The sequence below is a fragment of the Oceanobacter kriegii DSM 6294 genome (genome assembly GCF_000422845.1).
In the GTDB taxonomy this organism is placed as follows: Bacteria; Pseudomonadota; Gammaproteobacteria; order Pseudomonadales; family Oceanobacteraceae; genus Oceanobacter; species Oceanobacter kriegii.
Window position 1 is genome coordinate 99,858 of sequence record NZ_KE383931.1, and the last position, 14,811, is coordinate 114,668.

At 54.6% G+C, this 14,811-nt stretch carries 10 protein-coding genes; 4 read left to right on the top strand and 6 right to left on the bottom strand.

Annotated features, from left to right (window positions below; translation table 11 throughout):
* Window positions 1-38 precede the first annotated feature (38 nt).
* A complete protein-coding gene (locus G516_RS0113745) occupies window positions 39-803 on the top strand; it encodes a GntR family transcriptional regulator (protein ID WP_028294129.1) in 765 nt (254 codons plus the stop codon).
* A gap of 31 nt (window positions 804-834) precedes the next feature.
* Here the strand turns inward: G516_RS0113745 and G516_RS0113750 are convergent, their stop codons facing one another.
* From G516_RS0113750 to G516_RS0113770, 5 genes are all read right to left on the bottom strand, one after another.
* On the bottom strand, window positions 835-2,988 hold the full coding sequence (locus G516_RS0113750; RefSeq protein WP_028294130.1) for an ATP-binding protein: 2,154 nt from the start codon (window positions 2,986-2,988) through the stop codon (window positions 835-837).
* Window positions 2,989-3,236: 248 nt separating this feature from the next.
* The gene (locus G516_RS22585; protein ID WP_051219435.1) at window positions 3,237-3,539 is read right to left on the bottom strand and encodes an EF-hand domain-containing protein; all 303 of its coding nucleotides are present in this window, start codon (window positions 3,537-3,539) and stop codon (window positions 3,237-3,239) included.
* A gap of 343 nt (window positions 3,540-3,882) precedes the next feature.
* Window positions 3,883-5,868 carry a pyruvate dehydrogenase complex dihydrolipoyllysine-residue acetyltransferase gene (aceF, locus tag G516_RS0113760; RefSeq protein ID WP_028294131.1) on the bottom strand — a complete coding sequence of 662 codons (1,986 nt, stop codon included), beginning with the start codon at window positions 5,866-5,868 and terminating at the stop codon, window positions 3,883-3,885.
* Window positions 5,869-5,882: 14 nt separating this feature from the next.
* Window positions 5,883-8,534: a pyruvate dehydrogenase (acetyl-transferring), homodimeric type gene (gene aceE, locus G516_RS0113765; RefSeq protein WP_028294132.1), complete on the bottom strand. Its 2,652-nt coding sequence runs from the start codon at window positions 8,532-8,534 to the stop codon at window positions 5,883-5,885.
* 430 nt (window positions 8,535-8,964) lie between these two features.
* Complete coding sequence (locus G516_RS0113770) at window positions 8,965-9,954, bottom strand: GlxA family transcriptional regulator (protein ID WP_028294133.1); 990 nt, start codon at window positions 9,952-9,954, stop codon at window positions 8,965-8,967.
* Window positions 9,955-10,071: 117 nt separating this feature from the next.
* Between G516_RS0113770 and G516_RS0113775 the strand changes: the two genes are divergently transcribed.
* Both G516_RS0113775 and G516_RS0113780 read left to right on the top strand, forming a co-directional pair.
* Window positions 10,072-11,766 carry a beta-ketoacyl synthase gene (locus G516_RS0113775; protein ID WP_028294134.1) on the top strand — a complete coding sequence of 565 codons (1,695 nt, stop codon included), beginning with the start codon at window positions 10,072-10,074 and terminating at the stop codon, window positions 11,764-11,766.
* Window positions 11,767-12,013: 247 nt separating this feature from the next.
* Window positions 12,014-12,295, top strand: a complete 282-nt coding sequence (locus G516_RS0113780; protein WP_028294135.1) for an antibiotic biosynthesis monooxygenase family protein — start codon at window positions 12,014-12,016, stop codon at window positions 12,293-12,295.
* Window positions 12,296-12,362: 67 nt separating this feature from the next.
* On the opposite strand, the gene G516_RS0113785 is transcribed toward G516_RS0113780, so the two are convergent.
* Window positions 12,363-12,989 carry an alpha/beta fold hydrolase gene (locus G516_RS0113785; RefSeq protein ID WP_028294136.1) on the bottom strand — a complete coding sequence of 209 codons (627 nt, stop codon included), beginning with the start codon at window positions 12,987-12,989 and terminating at the stop codon, window positions 12,363-12,365.
* Window positions 12,990-13,368: 379 nt separating this feature from the next.
* On the opposite strand from G516_RS0113785, the gene ccoN reads away from it, so the two are divergent.
* A complete protein-coding gene (gene ccoN / locus G516_RS0113790) occupies window positions 13,369-14,802 on the top strand; it encodes a cytochrome-c oxidase, cbb3-type subunit I (protein WP_028294137.1) in 1,434 nt (477 codons plus the stop codon).
* Window positions 14,803-14,811 lie beyond the last annotated feature (9 nt).

Sequence of the window (14,811 nt, forward strand, 5' to 3'; positions counted from 1 at the left end):
ATCCCACTTTATGATTCGCAATTCACAGGTCGTTTGAGATGCCTCAACAGAAAATCCGCAGCCAGAAAATCTCTGACATCATTGCCGAGCAACTGGAAAGCATGATCATTGAGGGAAGCCTGGAGCCCGGCCAGAAGATGCCCACCGAGCGGGCGCTGGCGGAGCGATTTGAGGTATCACGGCCGTCCATTCGGGAAGCACTGAACAAGCTCGATGCCAAAGGACTGGTCACCCGCCGCCAGGGTGGTGGCACCTTTGTGGCAGACAGTATCGGCATGTCGATGTCCGACCCGCTGCTTGGACTGCTGGAATCACATCCCGAGTTCAATTACGACCTGCTGGAATACCGTCATGCACTGGAAGAGATTGCTGCCCACTACGCGGCGGTCAGGGCCACAGAGTCGGACCACGAGCTGATTGAGCGGCGCTATCAGGAATGGCTGGACGGTCACAATGCCCGCCTGGGCGCTGAGCAAGAGGCCGAGCTGGACTGGCGCTTTCATTTGTCGATTGCCGAAGCATCACACAACGCTGTGCTACTGCATTCCATGCGCGCCTTGCTGAGCCTGTTCAAGCAGACCATCGCCACCAACCTGACGTATTTGTACACCGAAGAAGCCCGGCGCGACGAGATTCGCCGCCAACACGAAGCCATGAAAGATGCGGTTATCCAGAGGGATACCGAGAAGTCGCGTCAGGCGGTCAACAACCACCTGGCGTTTGTGGAAGAAACCCTGCAACACAGCAGTCGCTTTGAGAGCAACTCCCAGCGCTCCCTGCGACGGATTTCAATGATTCGCTGAGTTATTCCAGCCTTCGATAGCAGGATACCGGTCAGGCCAAATAGCCCAGTTGCTTGCGGATAACACTGACCAACTCTTCCCGATTGAAGGGTTTGCAGATGTGATCGTTCATGCCGACATCCAGGCTGGCACGCACATCATCTTCAGAAGTGTTGGCTGACAGCCCAATGATAGGCCCTTCGTAGTTGTAGTGTTTGCGTAGCTCGGTGGTGGCCTCGAGGCCACCCATGACTGGCATACGAACATCCATGAGCACCACATCCACAAATTCCCGATCCACGATCAGGAAATCGACGGCTTTCTGGCCATTTTCGACGCACGACACCTCGGCCCCCTGACGAATCAGGATTTCGTAGGCCACCTTCAGGTTCACCGCGTTATCGTCAACCACCAGAATATGTATCCCTTGCAGTGGCAACGGCGCACGATCATTGTCAGGCAGCAGAGTCCGCGACGGCGTCGCCTGACTCAGGGATCTGGCAACTATTCCGGCAGACGCTTCTGCAGGCTCTCCAGCGGCACCGTCAGTAGTCTTGCCGCCACTGGCGACGGCCAGTTCTGCCATCGCCTGATCGGTTTCACCACGCAAAGCGACCGGCAAATCGACTTCCAGACCAAAGCAACTGCCCTTGCCCTCTTCCGACGACACAATCAGCTTGCCATCCATCGCTTCAATCAAGGACTGACAAATGCTCAGCCCCAAACCGGTACCGCCATGATCGCGGGTATCCGAACTGTCGACCTGCTGGAATTTATCGAATACGGTTTTGAGCTTTTCAGCCGGAATGCCACGTCCGGTATCTTCAACCAGCAACTGCAATCGCACCGTAACACGGTCATTGCTGACACAGCGCGACACCAGACGAATCTGGCCGCCATCGGTGAACTTGGCAGCGTTACTCGCGAAGTTCATCAGCACCTGGGTCAGGCGCAAGCTGTCACCTTCGAGGTTGTCCGGTATACGACTATCTGCTTCCAGAACGATGTCGATGGGCTTATTGGCAATCAAGGCTTTCAGGTTGGCTTCCACCACTTGTAGCAGCCCCTTGAGGGCAAAAGGTTTGGAATCAATCTCAACTCCGACTTCTTCAATGCGGGTAACATCCAGAATGTCGTTCACCAACGACAGCAAATGCTGCGATGACGCCAGCGCCTGCCCGGCATAGTGACGCGACTCAGGATCACTGCTGTTATCGGCAATCAGGCTGTTAAAGCCCATGATGGCGTTCAACGGGGTGCGTAATTCATGGCTCATGTTGGCCAGAAAATCAGATTTTGCCTTACTGGCAGCCTCCGCTCGGCCGTAGGCGTTTTGCAGCTCGACCGTTGCCTCGCTGATGCGCTCTTTCAGAATTTCAGGCTCACGCTCCAGTCGATACAGCGACCAGAACACCAGCGGGGCTATAAACGCAAACAAGCACCACAGCAGCAGTCGCTGCAATGACCATGGATTGTGTTCAACCAGAGCCACGCCGACCTGCCAGGAACCGCCGGGCAAAGGCACACTGGCCACCACAGGGTCCATTTCAAACACGTCGGAATCACCAAAGAAGACTTCCCCCCGTGGGCCACGGGCATCTGCCCCACGCACCGCAATCATAATGTCGTCGTCACTGCGGGTCAGGCCAGCATCAAGAAACAGCTGGCCAACATCGAGCAGCACCGTGGCAAATCCCCAGAAGCGCTCATCGTCGCCGTGCTCAACAAAAATCGGGTTACGGGCAATCACTGCCCGACCGCCCTGAATCAGCTTTACCGGCCCTGAAATAACCATCTGACGAGTCGCAATTGACCGTTGCACCGCCGGGCGACGCTTGGGGTCCGCCAGCAAGTCGTGGCCAACGGTTGAGGCGTTGCGAGCCATATCGGTGGTGTAACGAACCACCGCTTCCGGGGCCAGCTGGAGTGCCAGAATGCCGGTCACGTGCTCACCAGCAGAACCGGCAAACAGGTCGAATTCGGTTTGGGTAAAGTCGGATCGGGAACGTACAAAGGCGGACAGCCCTTGCGTCAGTTGCAAACGCTGGGTGACCACCGAAGACAGTCGGCTGGTGAGTTCGCTCAAGCGACTTTTAGCCGCATCCCGATGGTCAAGATACGCCTGTTGAACGAGCAGCTTGTCGATCAACATCACGGCGAAAAAGATCGAGACCAGGGTCAGCGTAGGCAGAAGTAATTTGCGCATAAGGAGCGTGGCCGAGATCCCTCAGGGCGTGAACAGTACCTTCAGGGTAGACGAGATGCGGGTGCAAGACCAGAGGCCAATGCGTGACTCTTGTAGCGAATTACTCATCTGTCCTGAGCAGATCAATAAAGAGCAAGGTTATCAATAATCACCCTATCCAATCGTTCTCTTTCGACCAACCTTATTACCACACTCTGACAGCCCATTCCCTGGATAGCCCGTTATTCGCTACGTGGTGACTGGCCCTGCTATTCACTGCGTGGTGGCTGACCACTAGGCCCAGGCTTGCCAGCTTGCAGTTCCTGCTCGGTCAGATAGCCGTCGGAATTACTGTCGATATCATCAAAATGCTCAGCCAGTGGAGGGATCGATGCCGCTTCATCGCGAGAAATCAGTCCATCGCCGTTGCTATCAAGCTCTGAAAACGACGGCGGCTCTGGTGGTCGACCACCGGAAAACCCCTGATCAGACGGCGCAGCCATGGCCTGGGCCGAATACAAAGCCACTGGCGCTAACACAGGAAACAACAGAGAAGAAAACACACGACGCATAACGCACCTTTTACAATGAAATGGGAGCGCGATTGTGCCGGAGGCCGCCGTCAATGAGGGTCAAGGAATGCGGTTAACGTTCGGATTCGTTCAGTTTAACGACAGAACGGGTGGCAGAGACAGATCGAGAGACAGGTACAGAAACAGGAAGCAACAGAAGACATACGTCGTTTGCAGACGCCAGATACAAAAAACCGGCCACGAGGGCCGGAAAAAGCAGTTACCAACAGTGTTCTCACACTTGGAACAGGAAGGGGCCAACCCCCAAATTGTTGACCCCGGTACAAGCCATCAAACAGGGAAGCGTTCGATGGCCTGCAATTGCTCCCGAAGGAGCAAATCGTTACAGCAGGATGCGACGGATATCGCCGATCATGCTCACCAGAGTGGTGAAGAAACGACCGCAATCTGCGCCGTTGATGGCACGGTGGTCGTAAGAAACAGCCAGTGGCAGCATGTTGCGAGGAACGAATTCCTTGCCATTCCACTTCGGCTTCATCTCGGCTTTGGAAACACCCAGAATGGCCACTTCAGGCGCATTCACGATTGGGGTGAAACCGGTACCGCCGATGGCGCCCAGGCTGGAGATGGTGAAACAACCACCCTGCATGTCTTTTGGCTTCAGCTTGCCTTCGCGAGCCGCCTTGATCAGCGCATTGGCTTCCTTGGCGATTTCGAAGATGCTCTTCTTGTCTGCGTCACGCAGAACAGGAACCATCAGACCGTTTGGCGTATCGGCAGCAATACCGATGTGCACGTAGTTCTTCTGAACAATGTGCTCGCCATCGTGGTGCATGGATACGTTGAAGCTAGGCTCCGCACGCATGGCCATAGCCACGGCCTTGATCAGGAATGGCATTGGCGTCAGTTTCAAGCCAGCCGCTTCCGCTTCCGCCTTCATGGACTTACGGAAAGCTTCCAGATCGGTGATGTCGGCTTCGTCGAACTGGGTCACAGCCGGCACGTTCAGCCAGTTGCGAGACATGTTCGCCGCAGTCACCTTCTTGATCTTGGACATCTTGATCAATTCGATTTCGCCGAACTGGCTGAAATCTACCGCAGGAATTGGCGGAATACCGGAACCACCAGTAACCGCACCTGCAGCCGGCGCTTGTTCAGCGCGCTTCAGCGCGTCTTTCACGTAGGCACGGATGTCGTCCTTGGTGATACGGCCACGAACGCCAGTACCTTTCACCTTGGTCAGGTCTACACCCAGCTGACGAGCCAGACGGCGAGAGCTTGGGCCAGCGTATACGCTGCCTGGGCTCGCTTCTTTCTCATTCAGGCCACCTTTGGCGGCAGCTGGAGCGGCTTCTTGCTTGGCTGGAGCCGGAGCAGCAGAGGCAGGCGCTGGTGCAGCAGCTGCCGGAGCAGGCGCAGCGACAGGTGCAGGCGCGGCGGCCGCAGCAGCTGGCTTGAATACCGCGTAGATTTTACCTTCGGAAACCTTGTCACCTTCAGCAACCTTGAAGCTAACCAGTACGCCGTCTTCCGGTGCTGGTACGTCCATGGATGCCTTGTCGGATTCCAGTACGATCAGGGACTCTTCCGCTTTCACTTCAGAACCTGGCGCAACGCACAGCTCAATCACAGTCACTTCATCGGCACCGCCCAGATCTGGCAGTGGCAGTTCGATTTCAGCGGCTGGCGCAGCAGGTGCTGCAGCTGGCGCAGGGGCCGCTTCAGCAACCGGTGCCGGAGCAGCAGCTTCAGCGGCTGGCGCAGGAGCAGCTTCCGCTGCACCGGCAACTTCCATCACCGCGTATACGTCGCCCTCTTTAACCTTGCCATCAACAGCGACCTTGAACTCAACGATCTTGCCAGCTTCCGGAGCAGGTACGTCCATGGACGCCTTGTCGGATTCCAGCACCAGCAGGGATTCTTCTGCATCCACAGAAGCGCCTGGCTCAACGCTCAGTTCAATAACGGTCACTTCGTCTGCACCACCCAGATCAGGGATGGTCAGTTCGATGGTCTTGCTGCCACCGGCAGCGGCTGGCGCCGCTGCTGGTGCAGGCGCAGCTTCAGCGGCAGGAGCCGGAGCTTCTGCTGGTGCTGCTTCTGCGGCAGGTGCAGGCTCAGCGCCAGCACCTTCAGTTTCAACAACCAGGATGGCAGAACCTTCTGCTACCTTGTCGCCTTCTTTCACCAGGATCTCTACCACTTTACCAGCGGCAGTGGATGGAACTTCCATGGAGGCCTTGTCGGTCTCCAGAACGATCAAGTCCTGGTCTACTTCGATCATGTCGCCAACGGCAACGGAGATCTCGATTACATCTACGTCTTCAGCACCACCAATATCAGGTACTGCTACAGTCACTTGTGCCATGTGTCAGCCTCCTGTTAAACCGTGGTTGGGTCAGCTTTATCAGCATCGATACCCATTTTGGCGCGTACTTTAGGCAGTTCAGCAGCGTCGAACTTGCCTTCTTTGGCCAGCTCGGTCAGAGCAGCCAGTACTACAAAGCCACGGTCAACTTCGAAGAAGTGACGCAGTTTCTTACGGGTGTCAGAGCGACCGAAACCGTCGGTACCCAGTACTTTGAAGTTACCTGGTACGAAGTTACGCAGCTGTTCGCCGTAGGTCTTGATGTAGTCTGTTGCCAGAACCACAGGACCTTCTTTGCCAGTCAGTTGCTCAGTGATGTATGGAACCTTGGCGTCCTTCTCGGAGTTGATCAGGTTCCAACGCTCGGTCTTCTGGCCGTCACGGGCCAGTTCGTTAACGGAAGTAACGGACCATACGTCGGACTCAACGCCGTACTCATCACGCAGGATGTCAGCAGCGGCTTCAACTTCACGCAGAATGGTGCCAGCACCCATCAGCTGTACGCGTGGTGCATCAGAAGCTTTACCTTCTTTCAGCATGTACATACCTTTGATGATGCCTTCTTCAGCGCCTACAGGCATTGCCGGGTGAACGTAGTTTTCGTTCATGGCAGTGATGTAGTAGAAGCAGTTTTCCTTGTCTTCGTACATGCGCTTCATACCGTCCTGGACGATAACAGCCATCTCGAAGTTGTAAGTCGGGTCGTAGGACTTACAGTTAGGAATGGTGTGAGCCATCAGGTGGCTGTGGCCATCCTGGTGCTGCAAACCTTCACCGTTCAGAGTGGTACGACCAGCGGTTGCACCAATCAGGAAGCCGCGTGCTTGGATGTCACCTGCCAGCCATGCCAGGTCACCAATACGTTGGAAACCGAACATGGAGTAGAAGATGTAGAACGGCACAACAGCGCAGTTGTTGTTGCTGTAGGAGGTTGCCAGCGCCAACCATGCAGACATAGCGCCCGCTTCGTTGATGCCTTCTTCCATGATCTGGCCTTTCTTGTCTTCCTTGTAGTACATGATCTGGTTGTGATCATGCGGGGTGTATTTCTGACCCGCGGAAGAGTAGATGCCCAGCTGACGGAACATACCTTCCATACCGAAAGTACGTGCTTCATCAGGAACGATAGGAACAATACGCTTACCAACCTGCTTGTCTTTCACCAGCTGGGACAGTACGCGTACGAATGCCATGGTGGAGGACTGCTCGCGATCGCCGGAACCGGTCAGCTGGGACTTGAATGCGTCCAGTGCTGGTACTTCCAGAGCGTCGAAGTCGGCACGACGGGATGGAACCACACCGTTCAGCTTCTTGCGGGTTTCCATCATGTACTTCATTTCAGGGCTGTCTGGCGCTGGACGGTAGTAAGGTACAGTCTCCAGCTGTTCATCAGACAGTGGGATACCGAAGCGGTCACGGAACTGCTTCAGGGATTCCTTATCCAGCTTCTTCACAGAGTGAGTCGGGTTGGATGCTTCGCCCGCTTCGCCCAGGCCGTAACCTTTAACAGTTTGCGCCAGAATAACGGTTGGGGAACCCTTGTTTTCCATTGCTTCTGCGTACGCAGCGTACACTTTGAATGGATCGTGGCCACCACGATTCAGGTTGTAGATGTCTTCATCAGACATGTCCTTAACCAGTTCCAGCAGCTCTGGGTATTTGCCGAAGAAGTGCTCACGAGTGTATGCACCGCCGTTGGCTTTGTAGTTCTGCAGTTCGCCGTCGACAACTTCGTTCATGCGCTTCTGCAGCAGACCGGTCTTGTCTTTCTCCAGCAGTACGTCCCAATGACGACCCCAGACAACCTTGATCACGTTCCAGCCAGCACCGCGGAACACGCCTTCCAGTTCCTGCATGATCTTGCCGTTACCACGAACAGGACCGTCCAGACGCTGCAGGTTACAGTTGATCACGAACACCAGGTTTTCCAGCTGCTCACGACCGGCCAGGGAAATAGCACCCAGTGTTTCCGGCTCATCACACTCACCGTCGCCCAGGAATGCCCAAACCTTACGATCGCCACGGGCAACCAGGTCACGAGCAGACAGGTAACGCATTACGTGTGCCTGATAGATGGCACCGATTGGACCCAGACCCATGGATACGGTTGGGAACTGCCAGTAGTCCGGCATCAACCAAGGGTGTGGGTAAGAGGACAGACCCTTGCCATCGACTTCGCGACGGAAGTTGTCCAGTTGTTCTTCGTCAAAACGGCCTTCCAGGTAGGAACGCGCGTAGATACCAGGAGCAGAGTGGCCCTGGAAGTAGATCAGGTCACCCAGATGACCATCGTCGTTACCACGGAAGAAGTAGTTGAAACCTACATCGTACAGAGTCGCGGCAGACGAGAAGGAAGCGATGTGACCGCCCAGACCTTCGTCGTTATCGTTGGCACGCATAACCATAGCCAAGGCATTCCAACGGATCAGGGAGCGGATGCGGCGTTCCATGAACAGGTCGCCCGGCATACGCTTTTCTTTTTCCACAGGAATGGTGTTGCGGTATGGCGTAGTGATCGCAGCTGGCAGTTCAACGCCTTTTGCCATCGCATTATCAAACAGTGCTTTCAACAAGAATGCTGCACGCTCAGGGCCTGCATGGCGAATCGTTGCGTGGAGTGAATCCAGCCATTCTTGTGTTTCGTAGATATCGACATCTTGTGTCATACGGAACTCCCAGTCTTCTTTTTTATCTGCGCCCGGATAAGGCACGGGTGAAGGCCTTGTGAGCCTGTTACCCCTGAAATTCTGGACTTACCTATCATCCCTTTCCGGTAAGCGACAATACCTAAGCCCTTCATGGGCTAAGAAAATATCCATCATTCGTTCTGCTCATACCTTTACTACCCAGGTAGCAGAACCAAACGCGGTGCCAGTCTGACGCCTGCCGTTTTCAAACACAACGACCCTGTAGTTTTTTTACAGGAATTACAACGTTCGAAAATTGTGCGACGGACGTTAGAAATCTGACCGTTCTGTGGCACCAGCTTCGATGGCGGCAGCAGTATAACCAAAAAAAATAGGCAGAATCACTACAATGTATGGAGAAATTTTCTGTGATGCCTATTCAATTTTCGTTTTTCATGTCACGAATCGGTCAATTGCCGGTAAATAATTTACCACGAACCTTGTCACGAAATTCGCCAGGAGACTGGCCCGAAAGCCGCCGGAACACCCGAATGAAATAGCTGCTGTCGCCAAAGCCTACAGCTTGAGCCACATCGCTCACTGTGAGGTTGCTTTGTTGCAAAAGTTCGCGCGCAGCCTGACAACGTATCGTCTGAAAGTAGTAGAGCGGCGTCTGACCAGTAGCTTGCTTGAAACGACGGGTAAACTGTCGCTCGCTCAACCCCGCCCTCTCTGACAGCTGTTTCAATGAAAACGGCTCTCGCAGATACTGCTTCATCCAGGCCTGCGCCATCACCACGTCTTCATCGGCGTGTGCCATCGATTCTTCTGGACTGTAGACCCGGTTCTCGAACGGATTCCTGACTTCCGGTGAAAATTGTTGTTCCACCTGCAGGGCCATGTCCCTGCCCCAGGTTTTGCCAATGAAATGAATCACCATGTCCGCGCCGGAATTCACACTGGCGGCGCAGTAAATTCCCCGTGATTGGGTAAGAAGGTGCTGGCGCTGCAAATTTACGTTTGGGTAGTGCTCGGCAAAACGGTCCTGGTAATGCCAGTGGGTGGTCGCGGGCAAGCCGTCCAGAATGCCGCTTTCAGCCACCAGACACACCCCGGTGCCAACCGAAATCACGCTGGCCCCCTTGCGGTACTGATTGGCAATCCACTCAATGACCTGAGGGTGTTGGCGAATCACACGCTGCGGATCGCGCCACAAAGCGGGCACCACCACCAGGTTGGTTTGTTCAATATCTTCGATGCGGCTATCCGGCTGAATGCGCACACCACCAAGGCCATTGCAGGAACCACCATCCACCGCAGCTATCTGAATGCGGAAGTCGGCGTTGCGCTGACGCTGCAACCTCAACCGGGCGCGCGTTGCCTCCAGCATCTCGATGGGAATGGCAATACTGGACAGCAGCATCTGCTCCACCAGCAGCAAAGTGACACTCTGAAACATACCGTTGAACTCCATCGCCCCATATTGTCTGTATCTTTTTATTTTATGTCTTTTTTGTACTACTGAAAGAGTCAGTATTGCCAATAAGATAAAAAAAACACTTCTGGAAACGGGTTAATGAAAAAACTGGCAGTAATCACTGGCTTCGGCGGCATCAACGCTGCAGGCCGCAGCGCTGGCCACCACGCCTTCCGCCGCATGATTTTTGATTCTCTGTCCGAGCAGGACCAGCAAACCACATTGGCGGCACTGGGTGCGCTGATGGGCACCGACGACCGTGACGCCATTCTTGAAGGCTCGCTGGTACGTGAATGGGATAACGTCGACTGGGACGCCAAGGCCGTACCTTTCCATGAAGCATTCAAAGACGAGGAAGGCACACAGTGCTGGCGCCTGACTCATCGTCGCTTGCCGGTACAAAGTGCTGGCCAGATGCCAAAAGGCTTTGACCCGGCCAAACTGTACCGTTCACGTCACCACCCTCGTGGTTTGCAAATGGCGGTATACGCCGCATCCGATGCACTGGGCTCACTGGGCATTGAGTGGGAAACCCTCTGCCAGCATGTTGGCCCTGATGAAATTGCTGTCTATGCCGGTTCCGCCATGGGCCAGCAAGACGGTAACGGCCACGGCGGCATGATGCAGTCTGCATTAATGGGTAAGCGCACCAGCTCCAAGCAATGCGCCATGGGCCTGAGCGAAATGCCTGCCGACTTCATCAACGCCTATGTACTGGGCAACGTTGGCAAAACCGGCAGCATGACCGCCGCCTGTGCAACCTTCCTCTACAACCTGCAACTGGCCAAGGACGATATTGAATCCGGTCGCCGTCGCATTGTGATTGTTGGCAACGCTGAAGCGCCGCTGGTGCCGGAAATTGTCGAGGGCTACAACGCCATGACGGCGTTGGCGTCTGAGGCCAACCTGAAGAAGCTGGATAACAAGGGCGACAACGAAGAAGCCGACTTCCGTCGTGCCGTACGCCCGTTCGGTGAAAACTGCGGTTTCACCATTGCCGAATCGGCTCAGTTCTTCGTACTGACGGATGACCAGCTCGCGCTGGAGCTGGGCCTGAATGTGCTGGGTAGCATCGGCGATGTGCAAGTGAATGCCGACGGCTACAAGAAATCCATTTCCAACCCGGGCATTGGTAACTACCTGACCATGGCCAAAGTCATGGCCGCTACCCGCCGGGAATTGGGTGAAGCATCATTAAAGAACAGCTTTGTGCACGCTCACGGCAGCAGCACACCGCAAAACCGGGTCACCGAATCCCACATCTACGAAGCACTGGCCGGTGCGTTTGGCATTGAAAACTGGCCAATCACTGCGGTGAAGACCTTCGTTGGACATTCACTGGCAGCGGCGTCTGCTGACCAGTTGACTGCAGCTCTGGGCACCTGGGCCACCGGTGTGATTCCAGGCATCAAGACCACCGAAAAAGTGGCTGACGATGTGCACCAGCAAGGTCTGGAGTTTGTGCTTCAAGACAAGCAGGTCGATAGCGAGCAACTGGACGTTGCCTTTATTAATGCCAAGGGCTTTGGTGGTAACAACGCCTCTGCGGCGGTTGTATCACCGACCAGGACCCTCGAATTGATCAGCCAGAAGCACGGCACTGACGCCATTGCTGCCTGGAGCCAGGCCAATACTGCCATTCAGAGTCAGGCCAGCGCCTACGACAGCCGCATGGTTGCCGGCGAAATCGAGCCTCGCTACCTGTTCGGCGAAAACGTGCTGGGTCCGGAAGATCTGGAAATTACTGACACTGAAATTCGCATCAAAGGCTGGGACAAGCCCGTCGTGCTCTGATTGAACCTTCCAAAAGCCGGCAATCGCCGGCTTTTGTTTGTCTGCAAGCAAGCCACTCCAGCCGAAAGTCGACCGGCTTATGGTTGATTTGCCAGCCCCACAGCACTATGGTCGAAGTGGGCCATGGGTAATCCCCAAACTTTCTATAATTTGCCCAAGGGACCCTCCGACTCGGTGCTCGATCAGAGCTGTGTAGAGTTATTCAGAGGGTCGCAGCCCTTAGACAACGACCAACGGAAGAATAAGTATGATCAAGGTAATCATCGACCGTCGTATTGCCGACGATATGGAGTCCACTTACGAAGCCTCCATTAAAGACACCCTGCGAGCCATTCTGGAAGCGCCTGGCTATGTCTCCGGCGCCTCTTACGTCGATGCAAAAGACTCACACCACCGCATTATTATCACCAACTGGCAGTCCGTTGAAGACTGGGAACGCTGGTCTGTTTCGGAGTCCCGCCGCGACGTCATTGCGGCCATCCAGCCAATCCTGATGCGTGAAGAGCGTATTACGGTACTGACAGCCTGATTGGCAGGCCCGGGTTATTCATCGACCTGGGCCATCCCGCTGTTCATCCCTTCAAGCATTCAACCATTCAACCATTCAACCATTCATCAATGTGGTTGACTGCCTTCGCGATCAACTGCTGCTGATCGAAACCGGATGACCGCAAGGGTTTGAAATCGTGATCACCGGAAGGCAACCAGTTGATGCTGATACCGTCCTTGGGAAGCTCCATCGCACCCACATCCTCCGGCTTTCCAAATCCATCACGGGTTCCCTGCTCAATCAGCACAGGCACCTTTATGTCCTCAAAATGCCCTGTGCGTGGCTGTTTGTTCTTGCCATTACCAATAAACGGATACCCCAGCACAGCAACTGCTTGTACCGATGCTGGGCAATCCGTCGCTGCCAGCATGGTTGCAACCCGTCCACCCATCGACTTGCCCACCAGCACGCACGGTTGTGATTTATTCAAGGAGCCTGATAACAACCCGCGCAACTCTTCGACCAGTTTTTCGACCTTCGGTGGTGGCCGTCGTTTGCCCGTTGCCTGAGCTTCCTGCATGTAACCAAAGTCATAAGGACGCACCGGATAGCCGAGCGATTCAAAACAGCCACGGGTGTACTCCAGAAACGCCGATTGATTGGATGCTCCAGCACCGTGCAGCAATATGATCAAAGGTCGTTTATCCACCATTACTTCCTGATTTTTCAACATCACTCAATTCGTCTTTTGGTCTTACCACTTTCGTGCCGGACCATCTAATCTTTTTAAACAGCAATATCGCTAGCTGCCTTATTTTTGTCTCAAATCAATATAACGCCAAGAGGCCTGCTTATCATGGTCACCAATGCCAGAAGCCCCGAATATTCAGGGTTTTTCCGCAGGACGCGGGCCAAAACCGTCAAATAGGATGCCATATCTTAATGATATTCATTCCTATTTATTAGAAGGCCGAGGTATAACACAGGTGATGTATATCCCTGAAAAATCAGATGCTTAGTCTGACGTATATTTGCAAAGCAAAAATAAGCGCCCGATAATGTGGCACTAAAAATCATAACCCTCAATCTAACGCTGTTATTGGAATCCAATCATGAGCACAGCAATCGACCATCCCGAATACAACTACAAGGTGGTAAGACAATTTGCCATCATGACTGTTGTCTGGGGCATTGTTGGCATGGCGGCCGGTGTATTCATCGCTGCCCAGCTGGCTTGGCCCGCTCTGAACTTCGATACCCCATGGCTGTCCTTCGGCCGCTTGCGACCGTTGCATACCAACGCGGTTATTTTCGCCTTCGGCGGCTGCGCCTTGTTTGCGACTTCCTACTACATCGTTCAGCGCACTTGTCGCACTCGCTTGTTCTCTGACACCCTCGCGTCCTTCACCTTCTGGGGCTGGAACCTGGTGATCGTATTGGCAGCCATCACTCTGCCAATGGGTATCACCTCCGCGAAGGAATACGCCGAACTGGAATGGCCAATCGATATTCTGGTGGCGTTGGTTTGGGTGGCTTACGTCATCAACTTCCTTGGCACTCTGGCGATCCGTAAGGAAAAGCACATCTACGTTGCCAACTGGTTCTTTGCTGCCTTCATGATCATGATTGCCATCCTGTACATTGGTAACAGCCTGGCAGTGCCTGTTTCCCTGACCAAGTCCTACTCTATTTACGCCGGTACCATCGACGCCATGGTGCAGTGGTGGTGGGGTCACAACGCGGTAGGTTTCTTCCTGACGGCGGGCTTCCTCGGCATCATGTACTACTTCGTACCAAAGCAGGCTGGTCGTCCTGTTTACTCTTACCGCCTGTCAATCGTTCACTTCTGGGCCCTGATCTCCATCTACGTGTGGGCCGGTGCTCACCACCTGCACTACTCTGCCCTGCCTGACTGGGCTCAGACTTCCGGTATGGTAATGTCCCTGATTCTGCTGGCGCCTTCCTGGGGCGGTATGATCAACGGCATGATGACCCTCTCCGGTGCCTGGCACAAACTGCGCACCGACCCGGTTCTGCGCTTCCTGGTGGTTTCCCTGTCCTTCTACGGCATGTCCACCTTCGAAGGCCCAATGATGTCCATCAAGACCGTTAACGCCCTGTCTCACAACACTGACTGGACCATCGGTCACGTTCACTCCGGCGCACTGGGCTGGGTTGCTATGGTGTCCATCGGTGCCATGTACCACCTGATTCCTGTCATGTTTGGTCGCAAGGCATCTGACATGTACTCCCAGGGCCTGATCAACGTTCACTTCTGGCTGGCTACCATCGGTACCGTGTTCTACATCGTGGCGATGTGGGTGAACGGCATCATGCAAGGTCTGATGTGGCGTGCAGTAAACGACGACGGCACCCTGACCTACAGCTTCGTGGAGTCTGTTGAAGCCTCTTACCCGGGTTACGTTGGCCGTGTCATCGGTGGCGCCCTGTTCCTGCTGGGCATGCTGGTGATGGCGTACAACGTCTACATGACTGTTCGTGTTGCCAAGAAAGAGCAAGCTGACGCAGCTCTGGCACAGGCGTAAGGAGTACCG